Origin of the sequence: Hahella sp. CCB-MM4 (genome assembly GCF_002260525.1) — a bacterium.
Classification (GTDB): Bacteria; Pseudomonadota; Gammaproteobacteria; order Pseudomonadales; family Oleiphilaceae; genus Hahella.
The window spans coordinates 1-12641 of sequence record NZ_MRYI01000010.1 but is presented as its reverse complement, the minus strand read 5'-3'; the positions used below and the strand labels follow the sequence as shown (position 1 = coordinate 12641).

The window sequence follows — 12641 nt, the reverse complement described above, 5'->3', positions numbered from 1 at the left end:
GACTCTGCTTAACATGCTGATAACAAACGCTTTCCACTGCACCTGAAAGGTTATCGGCCGACGGAGTAATTTCTTTATTATTTTTCTGTCTACTTATATTAATTTTTCTATGCATTACGTAAACATGGAGAGTCCATTCGGTGATATTCCCAACCAATCGCCCTCCAATAACACGAACCTGATCGAAGCAGCTCACAATCTGGTATACTCGTGCCCCTTATTGAATGCCCAGACAGTTTCACTTCCGGATAGGCCTTTCATGACCGACTATATAGACATTACTCAGCCAGACGACTGGCATCTCCATCTTCGGGACGGACAATCCCTGGCGACCACTGTTCCAGCAACTGCCAGAATATTTCGTCGGGCCATTATCATGCCCAATCTGGTGCCACCGGTCACCACGACAGAGCAGGCCGCATCCTATCGGGAGCGTATCATTCAGCATGTACCCGATGGAAATAACTTCGACCCGCTGATGACTCTGTATCTGACCAACAAGACTTCTCCGCAGGACATTCAATCAGCCAGTGACAGCGGCCTGATTCATGGCTGCAAACTTTATCCGGCTGGAGCAACAACCAATTCAGATGCGGGTGTTACTGATATTACTGCGGTCTATCCGACTCTGGAGAAAATGTCGGAAGTGGGAATGCCGCTACTGATTCACGGCGAAGTCGTACATAACGAAGTCGACATATTCGACCGGGAGAAACGCTTTCTGGACGAAGTACTTTTACCGCTTACCCAACGCTTCCCAAATTTAAGGATTGTCCTTGAACACATAACGACTGGAGACGCCGTCGAGTTTGTTAAAAATGCCGGAGACCATGTCGGGGCAACCATCACCGCACACCACCTGCTGTATAACCGCAACCATATGCTGGTCGGCGGCATTCGCCCTCACTTTTATTGCCTGCCAATACTCAAACGGGCCAGTCATCAGCAGGCGCTGCAGGATGCTGTCGTATCGGGAAGTCAGAAATTTTTCCTGGGCACCGACTCCGCTCCCCATCCTCAAGAGAAAAAAGAAGCCGCCTGTGGATGTGCTGGCTGCTTTACAGCACCAGCAGCGATTGAACTTTATGCCAAAGCCTTCGAAGAGCTCGGTGCGTTGGATAAACTGGAAGGGTTTGCCAGCCACCATGGTCCGACCTTTTACGGATTACCAATCAATTCCGGTAAAATTCGCCTGCATCGCACGAATTGGGAGATACCAGCCTACATGCCGCTGGCTGACAGCAAAATTATCCCCTTTGGAGCCGGCGAATCCATCCACTGGAAAGCCGAGCTTCTATAGACCTGACAGAGACTGACTATACAGACCCTGGCACCTTGGGCGCTAGGCCCTTACAATGGCCCACGCTCAAGGTACACAATTTCTTCTTACGACGATTACCGGAAATCAAGTGTCAGAAACACAAAACCAACCCAAATCCCCTTTAGCCTTGCGATTCAGAGGTTTCTTACCCGTTGTGGTGGACGTTGAGACTGCCGGCTTTAATGCCAAAACGGATGCTCTGCTGGAAATTTCTGCGGTTATCATCAATATGGACGAACAGGGATTCCTGTATCCCGAAGACCCCATCAGTTTCAACATTGAGCCCTTTGAGGGAGCCAATATTGAAGCTGCAGCATTGGAATTCACCGGGATAGATCCATTCAATCCCCTACGTGATGCAAAGTCCGAGAAAGATGCACTCACTGAGATGTTCCGCCCTATTCGCAAATCCATAAAGTCCCATGGTTGCAATCGCGCCATACTGGTCGGCCACAATGCCACGTTTGACCATTCCTTTATGTTTGCAGCGGCGGAACGCGCGGACATCAAACGCAATCCTTTCCATCCGTTTTCCACTTTTGATACCGCCACTCTGGCCGCTCTTGCCTATGGGCATACTGTGCTCTCCCGGGCATGTCAGCTGGCAGGCATATCCTTTGATAACAAAGAGGCTCATTCCGCTGAATATGACACGGTAAAAACCGCCGAACTGTTTTGCGGAATCGTCAATAGCTGGAAAGAGATGGGAGGCTGGACGACAGACAACGAGGAAAATGCCTAAGCTCTGTCGTGGAACCAACCGCACTGCATTGAAATTTCAAATACAAAAAAGGCCGCAATTTGCGGCCTTTTTTAACGCTGGTCGAAGCCTATTACAGAGCTTCAGCGTTTTGTGACAGGTATGCAGCAACACCTTCAGGAGAAGCGTCCATACCTTTGTCGCCTTTCTTCCAGCCTGCAGGACATACTTCGCCGTGCTCTTCGTGGAACTGCAGAGCGTCAACCAGACGAACCAGTTCGTCAATGTTGCGACCCAAAGGCAGATCGTTAACGATTTGTGAACGAACAACACCGTTGTTGTCGATCAGGAACGCACCACGGAAAGCAACACCGCCTTCAGACTCAACATCGTAAGCTTTGCAGATGTCGTGGTTCATATCAGCCGCCAGAACATAGTTCACAGCACCGATACCACCTTTATCTACAGAAGTGTTACGCCATGCGTTGTGAGTGAAGTGAGAGTCGATGGATACACCGATAACCTCTACACCACGCTCTTTGAATTGAGGAATACGCTTGTCCAGAGCAATCAGCTCGGAAGGACATACGAAAGTGAAGTCCAGAGGGTAGAAAAATACGATGGCGTATTTACCTTTGATGTTCTCAGACAGCTTGTAGTTGTCTACGATTTGGCCGTCAGCCAAAACTGCAGGTACGTCAAAGTCTGGAGCAGGTTTTCCAACTAAAACACCCATTACAATTTCTCCTTAATATCAGATTATCGTGAGTATCAGGTTATCGTGTAAAAATCTCCGCTTTGCCGGTTTCAGCCAACAACAAACCTATTACCAGAACGCCCTGCGGCCAAAGCCATCAGAGCCGGGTAATATCAAACCAGGATTATTGTTGATAAGGTGAATTAACCTGACAAAACATCGAAAAGAGCATGCCTGCCAGCAGATTGGTTCTATTCAGAACGAGGCAGACAATGAAAAAGTTCCGCTATCATAGCCTCTGAAAAACCTATTGACTACGATATTCTTATTTAAATTCTTAATGAGAAAAATAGCGCTCCACTATCGCTCATAGTGACCGTTATTTGATCACACATACATCCCCTTGAACTGCCTGCCACCATTCTTTCATGGACTAATATTCAACCTAAGCCATATAAATGACATAAAAAAAAGCCCCGTGGAATCCACGAGGCTTTCTTTGTCAATTAACGACAAATTACCAGTGAATACCCCGCATTAGCGCAGCAAAAGCTACCTGCTCAGTAGACACTTTGGGCTTTTCATCCTTATCGCCGGCAGCGGCCGAAGAATCCGGGAACATACGGAAGCCCGTATTCATGACGATTTCACCGAACTTAGGCGCCAGAGCATGCAACACCTGGGCAAAGATACCCAGTCGAGTGGCAATGCGCTTGGGCCGGTTGATGATCGCCTCGGCCACGAGATCAGCGGCCTCCTCCGGAGTCAGAGTCGGTACTGAATCATAGATCTTGGTCGGGCTGATCATCGGTGTTCTTACCAGCGGCATGTTGATCGTGGTAAAGGTCACATTTCGATCAGAGAACTCTGCTGCTGCGCAACGGGAAAACGCATCTAACGCCGCCTTTGAAGCCACATATGCGGAGAACCTTGGCGCATTGGTCAACACTCCGATGGACGAAATATTGACCACATGTCCACGACGACGCTCCAGCATTCCCGGCGCGAAGCCCATGATCAAACGCAATGAGCCGAAGTAGTTCAACTGCATGGTGCGCTCAAAGTCATGGAAGCGATCAAACGCCAGATGAATGGACCGGCGGATACTCCGTCCCGCATTATTTACCAGAACATCAACATGGCCATGGTCTTTCAACACTTCCGCCACGAAACGGTCGCAGTCTTCCATATTGGAAACGTCAACCTGATAGGCATAAATCTCACCACCCAGCTGCTCCAGCTCTTTGCGAACTTCATCCAGCTTCTCCTGTGTGCGTGCGGCAATACAAACCTTCGCACCGGCTTCCGCCAGAGACTGCGCCGTGGCCAGGCCAATACCTGATGTCGCTCCGGTAACTACACACACGCGACCTTCGACAGCCCCTTTCAGTGTGCGATCCTTGTACAGATCAGGATCCAGATGACGTTCCCAGTAATCCCAGATGGCCGGAGCATAGTCCTGCAAACGAGGCACTTCTATACCAGTGTCTTTCAGCAGACGCTCAGTCTCACGACTGTCGAACTTGGTTGGGTAATTAATGAAGCTCATGACCTCGTCGGGAATGCCAAGATCATTCATCACCGCATGCTTCATCCGCTGAATTGGAGGCAACTTGGCCACCCCCTGGCGAATCATGGGCGGAATGAACCCGAACATACGGGAATCGATCCGCATGGCCATACGTGGAGCATGCCCAGCTTCAGCAAAGGTATTCAGGACTTCGCCGACTTTCTGCGGATCAGGGTCGGTCAGATGGAAACATTTGCCATCCTCTCCCTCGGCATGAGCAATGTGATCCATGGCATCGACCACAAAATCCACCGGAACGATATTGATCCGGCCACCTTCGATACCAATCGTCGGCACCCATTGAGGTAGTGTGTTGCGTAATTTTTGAATCAGTTTGAAGAAATAGTAAGGACCGTCAATCTTGTCCATTTCACCTGTCTTGGAGTGGCCTACCACCATTCCAGGACGGTACACTCGCCAGGGAACCTGGCATTCTTTGCGGACAACTTTTTCCGATTCATGCTTGGTGCGCAGATAGGGATTGTCCAGTTTCTCCGCTTCTTCAAACATGTCTTCCCGGAAGATTCCACGGTACAGGCCCGCTGCGGCAATCGAGCTGACGTGCTGAAAGCACTTCGCCTGAATCGCCTCAGCCAGTTGAACCGCGCTCCTGGTCCCTTCCACATTGGCAACTTCCTGTTCGCCTGCAGAAGCTTTCATATCGTATATCGCAGCCAGATGGAAAAAGTGATCCACCTTACCTTTCAGCATTTCCTGGTCTTTCTCGCTGACTCCCAGCAGTTTTTCCCCCAGGTCGCCGACAACGCCCACCACCTGCTCGGGGCTTGCATTCCATGCAACTCTCATAATATCCAGCTTTTCCAATGAAGACTCACGGACCAGCATGTATACGGTGCCGCCGCGAGCCAAGAGTTTAGGAATCAAAAATCGCCCGATAAAACCGGTGCCACCTGTTACGAAGTAGTTCATATCAACCCCATCCTGGTTAATGTCTATGTACTTGTTTGGGATTTGCCAAGAACCCGGCTGACCTGACTGGTTGGCTGAACAGTAACGTCTTGCCGATTGTCACCTGAGTGCTGAGACTCACTTTCAGAGATACCGGTCAGGACTTTGAACGGGCTATTATTTTTATTCGGGTCTGCTGACCCTGTTTGTAATTATGGCAAAGATTTTAAAAATGGCGCGGAAATCAAACGTGTATCCGGATCAATTAAACAGACTGCTTTAACCGGCTCCGGAACCGTATCCCGTTCGCACCCCCAAAATCGACTCTAAGTGTACTGACCCGTATACAAAAACTCATGATATTTATTAGAGCAATGGCTCAATTGTGACCTGGCTCAAGCCCAGAGCCTGAGGGTTTCCACAGTTTTTATGTAACATTCCACTCATTTCATGTAACAAAGTGCATTTATGCCAAAATGTGAGCAATTACTCTAACCCTTGGCCACTCAAGTTAGGTTACGCCGTGTTAAGACAGCCCTTGATAGGAAACGGCTATGCTATACTGCGCCGAGATTTGTCGCCGAAGTAGATTTTCCGCGAGCGATTGCCACATAACAGGGCCTGTAACATGACCAACAAAGACGAACGCTATATCAAAATCGCCAAAGCCTGTCTAAGAGCATTGAATGATGTATCCACCGGCACGGAAGATACGCAAAAGAACATCCAGAGTGTTTACGACGCCATCGACCTGGCTTTCAGAACCGAATTTTCCACCATCGAGCAGTCGCGGTATATTGCCGAACAGGCATTGGTTGCTATTGATAACCTCTCTTCCGGCAGCTCACTCGAGCAGGCCAAGCATATTGCCCAAGCAGCACTAAAAAGCATGGATCATCCTGAAGCTTCGGGTAAACATCATTAGTAGCAGGCAGGTGAATACAGATGTTCAGGCTGATATAGAAAGTTCGCCAAAAGAGATTTCGAGAATTGCTTCCGGTTTTAGCAGAAATCTTTGAGGTTATTCGAACAAAATCAACGCTTAAATGTCTGAACGCCTGGTTACCACAAACAAATACTAGCCGACACCGGCAAACACCCTATACTGAAAAAAGGCTATAAAATAACCATGCGAATTGCACCTAAGTATATCGGATTTCTTCTGGGCACCATGGCGTCTCTCCTGATGCTCACCGCATGTAGCAGCCTCACAACTATGATGGAAGTGATGGATACCTCAACCTCAGACACAATCATTAAAAGTCCGGGCGATGCCAGAGAATATCGCGCGGTCACGCTGGACAACGGCCTGCAGGCACTGTTGATTTCCGACCCGACGACCGACAAAGCAGCGGCGGCCCTTGATGTCGATGTAGGCAGTGGCGCAGATCCCAAAGGGCGGGAAGGTTTGGCCCACTTCCTTGAACATATGCTGTTCCTCGGCACTGAAAAATATCCGCAACCTGACGAATACCAGGCATTCATCAACCGCAACGGCGGCAATCACAACGCCTTTACCGCGTTCGAACACACTAACTATTTCTTCGATGTGGATTCCGATTATCTGGAACCTGCTCTTGATCGTTTCAGCCAACAATTTGTCGCCCCCCTATTCTCAGAAGAATACGTTGAGCGGGAAAAGAACGCGGTCCATTCCGAATACACCTCCAAACTCATGGACGACGGACGCCGGTTCTTTGCCGTGGTTAAACAGGCCGTTAACCAGGACCATCCCATGGCAAAATTCGCCGTGGGTAATCTGGACACGCTTGCAGACCGGGAAGGTAACGCGGTACGTGATGACTTGCTCAAGTTCTATAAGGAACATTATTCCGCAGACCATATGAAGCTTGTGGTCTACGGCAAAGAGAACCTGGATGCCCTGGAAACGCTTATCCGCAGCAAGTTCAGCGCGGTTGAAAAACGTCCGGTCAATGAAGAGAGCCCGCGTCCGCCAGTATTCTCCAATGAGGAAGGTCCCAAGCTGGTATCCATAAAGCCGGTGAAAGAAAAGCGTTCTCTGTCGCTATTGTTCTCAATGCCACCGACAGAACCTTACTACCATGCCAAGCCGGTCTACTATCTCACTAACCTGATCGGCCATGAAGGTGAAGGCAGTCTTTTATCCTGGCTGAAATCGCAACAATTGGCAGAAGGACTGTCGGCCGGTTTGTTCACAAGTGAAGATGACGGCTCGGTTTTAAGCGTGTCGATCAGCCTGACCGAAAAAGGTCGCCAACAATATCTTGATATCATCCGCGACACCCTGACCTACATAAACAAGATGAAGCAGGAAGGAATCGACCAGTGGCGTTTTGAAGAACAGGCCAAAATGCTGGATATCAGCTTCCGGTTCCAGGACAAAGCGGCCCCGATTCATTATGTCAGCAGTCTGGCCAGCCGTTTGCAGGACTTTGATGCCCACGAGGTTTTGAAAGCCCCCTACTCCATGGATGATTTTGATCCCAATGTGATCAAAAACTTTTCAGACCATCTGACCGCAGACAACATGCTTGCCATTCTCGTGGCACCAAATGTCGAAACGGACAGCGTCGAGCCCTGGTACGAAGTGCCTTACTCTATCAAGCCGCTTTCCGAAGACACGATTCAATATATCAGCGCCAATAACCCTGAAGCCGACTACCATATGCCGGCGGAGAATGATTTCATTCCCACCAACCTGGAACTGCAAACCGGGCCAAGTATGGAAAGGCCGGAACTGCTGGTGTCCTATGACGGTTATAACGCCTGGTACTCCAAGGACATTTCCTTCGGTTCCCCGAAATCCAGCTTCTACCTAAGCGTGCGCTCTCCTATGGCCAACGCCAGTGCCAGGGATCTGGTACTCACGGAGCTTTACGTCTCTCTGGCCAAGGATGCTCTGTCAGAATTCAGTTATCCCGCTTATCTGGCAGGGCTGGATTTCAAACTCTATAGGCACTTACGCGGCATCACCCTGAGAATAGACGGGTTCAGCGAAAAACAACCTGTTCTGGTTGAGCGTATTCTGGCCACTCTGCAGAATCTGGAAATACGACCAGAACGCTTTTCCCAGTACAAGCGCGACCTGCAACGTGAACTGCGCAATGCCGCCAAAGACAAGCCGTTTGAAAGACTGGCCAGCGAAGCCAGAAGCAAACTGCTACAGCCCTATTGGACAGAGGAAGAACAACTGTCAGCCCTGGATAGTATTGACCAGGAGCAACTGAGCGCGTTCATTCCAAAGTTCTGGGATGCTTTCAATCTGGTTACCCTGACCCACGGTAATATTTCCCGGGAACAGGCAAAGCAGGCCTCGGAAGTTATCCGAAATAAACTTCTAAAAGATGCCAATATTGTTGAAGTGGAAAAGAGCCAGGTGGTAGACCTGCAACGTGCGGACTGGTTCGAGGCGATCCCCACCCAGCACCAAGACACCGCGTATCTCTACTATCTGCAGGGGCCTTCCAAGTCCTACTATGACCGTGCAGCCTTCGGCCTGTTGTCACAGATTATCGGACCACTGTATTACAACGAGATTCGTACCCAGGCTCAGATGGGGTATGTGGTGTTCGCCACCCCTTATACGCTGCTGGATGTACCGGCCCTGGCGTTCATTGTGCAATCACCTTCTCACAGCGCGGATCAGATTCATCAAGCCACCAGCGGGTTTATTGGCAACTTCACCAATATTCTCAAAGAGCTGCCGGATGCGGAGTTTGAAAAGCATAAGGAAGCGTTGATCACGCGATTGTCCGAATCCGATAAAACTCTGGAGCAACGATCAGACCGCTACTGGACAGAAATCGATGTGAAGAACTTCCAGTTTGATACCAGGGAACAGATCGCCGCGCAGGTTCAGGCAATGACCAAAGATAAGCTGCAAGCCTACTATCAGCAGCACTTCGTGGATCAAAGACAAGCGATGCTCCTGACCACCTTGCCCGTCGACAATGACGAGCTGACCGTCGCTCCACTGGTGTCCAGAGAAAAACTGCAAACTATTGAAGACAGACAACAGTGGATTAACGCCAACGGTTTGTTTCCCGGAGGCGATTAAGCCTCCGTCCGGTTCTTACTTTGGATCACTTAGGGCCTGTTAACAGGCCCTAAAATTCGACAGGGTAAATGGACTCACCATACAAATGCAGGTCCTGCAAAATGGCCATATCCCTGTCTGTCCTTCCCGGCTCAGATGCCAATTTTTGCAAGCGTCCGAAATATTCATCAAAGGTCAATGAAGCAGCTCCCGGCTGTGTCAGCCGCTGATAGCGATATCGCTCCCAGCGCTCCATCTCCTCTTCCATCAAAGTGTCAGGAAAGTTACGGGCCCGATAGCGGAACAGCATTTCAGGAATACGCTTATCCTGGAGAGGTATATCGAGTTCGGCAAGAACCTCTGGACTCTGCTGTCGAATAAAGTCCATTTTTTCCCGGTCGGAGGGGCTGAAGAATCCTCCACTGTATAACATAAGATCCGGGTCACTGGAGTCAGCTCCCAGCTGCTCACCAAAGACTTGCGCTACCTTGGCCCCGATTCCACTGGCACTCCGTATCCATTCAAGATGCTGTCGAAGCTGATTGCCATCCAGCTGGAACTCGCGCAAACGCTCGGGGTCAGCAGATTTCAGAATTTTGCTTTCCACCAGAATCGGACATTTATTGAGATGAACCACTTTCAATGGAATGCGAGTAGAACCCGGCTCAAGATCATCATTGGACACAAAAATACGTGCCCGAATCTCTTCTACAGAAAGATCCATCCAGGAGCGGGGATCCTCTCTCAAATCATAGACGATGACACCGTTAGGGTTGGTAGGATGCTTGGCCAGCGGCACTACCATGGCACAGCATCCCAATCTGGCGGGAAACTTTGAAGACACATGAAACAACGGCTTCATGTTGTCGATATCCACCATGGCCCCAAGCGCTTTTTTACCCCGGTTACTAAACACATAGTCAAACAGCCGAGGCTGCTTTTCCTTGATCAATTTGGCAACGGCGATAGTGGCGTAGACATCTGACATCGCATCGTGAGCAGCTTCATGCACAATGCCATTGGCAACAGTCAGCTCCTCAAGACGGAAACTGGCCACTCCCTCAGAGTTCATCGGCCAGTGAATACCTTCCGGACGTAACGCATAAGTGAGGCGCACCATGTCGATCACATCCCAACGGGAATTGCCGTTCTGCCACTCCCGGGCATATGGATCGTAGAAATTCCGGTACAGCGTCTGGCGGGTAACTTCATCATCAAATCGAATGCTGTTGTAACCGGCAACGCAGGTTCCCGGGCGAGACATCTGTTCATGGATCTGATAAATGAACTCTGCTTCGGGCAAACCTTCTGACATTGCCTTTTGAGGCGTAATCCCCGTAATAAGGCAGGCTTCCGGATGTGGAAGTACATCATCCGCAGGCCTGCAGTAGATCACCAGGGGTTCTTCGATAATATTGAGATCCAGATCGGTCCGCACGCCCGCGAACTGGGCAGGCCGATCGCGCATGGGGTCAGCCCCCCATGTTTCATAGTCGTGCCAATAAAAGGTTTCAGCCAAAACAACCGTCCATTCACTTGGGTTTTGAAATTTAAACAGCGGATGCTAACACAGACCGAAACAAGATAAGAGCGGCAGGTTAGGATGAGCGCCTATTCTACAAATCTGCGCACCTGTATCCCGAATAAGTCGGACCAGAATTGCGCAACAATGACCATTATTAGATGAGAAAGTGTTGAAGATGACTATACTTCAAAGATAATGGAGGCGTTACCCGCTCCATATGAACTAGTATTGGCAAATGTTATAGTCAATGCAGGCAAGCCTAGCTTCCCCGCTTTACTGCCTGGTCCCCGAATGCTGTTTATCGCCTGCATATGTACACGAGCCTGATCAAACTTATAGTGTTAATCCTTTCTGCCCGTATTTTGAGGCTCGCATTCGTTCTGGCTGTGCTCCTTGGTGCAAGCACTTATGGTTTTACTCAGGAAGCCAACGCTGAGGAATTGGCCACTAACTCCCATCCCACCATCATTCGATATTTTCAGAACGACTCCCGTTACCTGTACCGAATTGCATTGCTGGAACTTGCCCTTACAAAAACGGTAAGCCAGTTTGGCCCTTTTATTCTCCGACCGTCGACTGACGAGATATCACAAGCACGGGGCATTGCCCTGCTTAAAGCTGAAAGAGGGGTGGATATCGCCTTCCTCCCCACCTCGAAAGAACGGGAGTCGACTATGCAGGCAGTGAGAATTCCCATACTGCGCGGAATATTGGGATATAGGGTTCTACTGATTCACCGCGACCTGCAACCAAAATTCGCAAAAATTCAATCTCTGGATGACCTGCGCAAAGACTTCGTCGGAGGCTTTGGCTCACAGTGGGCGGATATGGCCATTCTCCAGTCCAACAAACTGAACGTAACCGGAGTCGCCCTATACGACAGCCTCTTTTCCATGCTCGCCTACCGTCGCTTTGACTATTTCCCTCGCGGGCTGAATGAAGCGTGGAAAGAACTGGAAGAGAGAAGCACTGAATTCCCCAATCTGGCCGTCGAAGACACAATCGCCCTCTACTACCCTTACCCCGTCTATTTCTTTGTGCAGCATAACAATCACCGCTTGGCAGAGCGTATCCAAGAAGGGCTCACAAAGGCATTGGAAGACGGCTCATTCAGGGCTCTTTTTCGACAGTACCATGAGTCTTTTCAAAATCGGGTCAAACTCTCCCAACGCAGAGTCTTTATACTTGATAACCCCACTCTTCCCGAAGATACGCCAGCGATCGATACCAGTTGGTGGCTTGAGGAGCTGAAGGGAGCTAGCACTGATGACGGGTTTATAACCAATGACGATTCAATTAACAGCAAGTACTAGGTTACAAAGATTATAAAATGCGAGCAAATCTCCGAAAGAAAATCATCGATGTGTGTGACAAGAAAGTAGCCTCGAAAGGAGCTGATGTTGGCTTGTCATTTTATGCGTTTTTCGCGAACAAGAATGATGATCCTGACCTTCTTATGGAAGCAGCCACCTGGTGGATTAAAACCCATAAGCTGGATCATTTTGAAAAGGCCGTGAAGATTAAATCTATGGTGGAGTCTGGTGCTTAGCTGTTTAGAATGTCGGAATGTTCCTGATTATAAGAGTCCGGTCATAAACTATTCCCGCTAAAGAGACAACTAACCGAAGCATTTTATGCACAGAGATAAATTTGGAAATGAATTAATAGAGGGTAACCTTGTAAGAATTCTGCAAGTAGAACCTCATTGGTTTAATTACTGCCCAGAAGAGGCTTATCATTTGCTTCAAAGAGCTTGCGCTTCGCCTCTGAAAATGACCCTGTAAATAATTCTGTGTATCTGCCTGGTTATTAAAGATGCTCCGTTAAGCGATCTTCGAACTCGATCATAAATCGGTTCAGCGCTGACTTCCAATTCCTGATCGGCATCGTCCATTTCTTCG

General features: G+C 49.3%; 9 protein-coding genes. 6 read left to right on the top strand and 3 right to left on the bottom strand.

Annotation, left to right across the window (positions count from 1 at the left end; all coding sequences use genetic code 11):
- The first annotated feature begins 259 nt into the window (after positions 1–259).
- Entirely contained in the window at positions 260–1300 is a 1041-nt protein-coding gene (pyrC, locus tag BTA51_RS16835) for a dihydroorotase (protein WP_094709327.1), read from the top strand.
- A 109-nt stretch (positions 1301–1409) separates the two neighbouring features.
- Positions 1410–2063, top strand: coding sequence for a ribonuclease T (gene rnt / locus BTA51_RS16830; RefSeq protein WP_094709325.1), 654 nt, complete (start codon positions 1410–1412; stop codon positions 2061–2063).
- A 91-nt stretch (positions 2064–2154) separates the two neighbouring features.
- Here rnt and BTA51_RS16825 read toward each other — a convergent pair whose 3' ends face one another.
- Both BTA51_RS16825 and BTA51_RS16820 read right to left on the bottom strand, forming a co-directional pair.
- Positions 2155–2757, bottom strand: a complete 603-nt coding sequence (locus BTA51_RS16825) for a peroxiredoxin (protein ID WP_094709323.1) — start codon at positions 2755–2757, stop codon at positions 2155–2157.
- Positions 2758–3235: 478 nt separating this feature from the next.
- A complete protein-coding gene (locus BTA51_RS16820; RefSeq protein ID WP_094709322.1) occupies positions 3236–5218 on the bottom strand; it encodes an SDR family oxidoreductase in 1983 nt (660 codons plus the stop codon).
- Between the two features lie 607 nt (positions 5219–5825).
- Here BTA51_RS16820 and BTA51_RS16815 point away from each other — a divergent pair.
- Both BTA51_RS16815 and BTA51_RS16810 read left to right on the top strand, forming a co-directional pair.
- Positions 5826–6122: a hypothetical protein gene (locus tag BTA51_RS16815; protein ID WP_094709320.1), complete on the top strand. Its 297-nt coding sequence runs from the start codon at positions 5826–5828 to the stop codon at positions 6120–6122.
- Positions 6123–6326: 204 nt separating this feature from the next.
- Positions 6327–9236 carry an insulinase family protein gene (locus BTA51_RS16810; RefSeq protein ID WP_094709318.1) on the top strand — a complete coding sequence of 970 codons (2910 nt, stop codon included), beginning with the start codon at positions 6327–6329 and terminating at the stop codon, positions 9234–9236.
- 49 nt (positions 9237–9285) lie between these two features.
- Here the strand turns inward: BTA51_RS16810 and sbcB are convergent, their stop codons facing one another.
- On the bottom strand, positions 9286–10734 hold the full coding sequence (gene sbcB, locus BTA51_RS16805) for an exodeoxyribonuclease I (protein ID WP_094709316.1): 1449 nt from the start codon (positions 10732–10734) through the stop codon (positions 9286–9288).
- A gap of 344 nt (positions 10735–11078) precedes the next feature.
- Between sbcB and BTA51_RS16800 the strand changes: the two genes are divergently transcribed.
- The gene (locus tag BTA51_RS16800) at positions 11079–12053 is read left to right on the top strand and encodes an amino acid ABC transporter substrate-binding protein (protein ID WP_141215622.1); all 975 of its coding nucleotides are present in this window, start codon (positions 11079–11081) and stop codon (positions 12051–12053) included.
- Between the two features lie 17 nt (positions 12054–12070).
- Positions 12071–12289 (top strand): DUF6500 family protein, encoded by a 219-nt coding sequence (locus tag BTA51_RS16795; RefSeq protein ID WP_094709312.1) that lies wholly within the window; start codon positions 12071–12073, stop codon positions 12287–12289.
- Positions 12290–12641 lie beyond the last annotated feature (352 nt).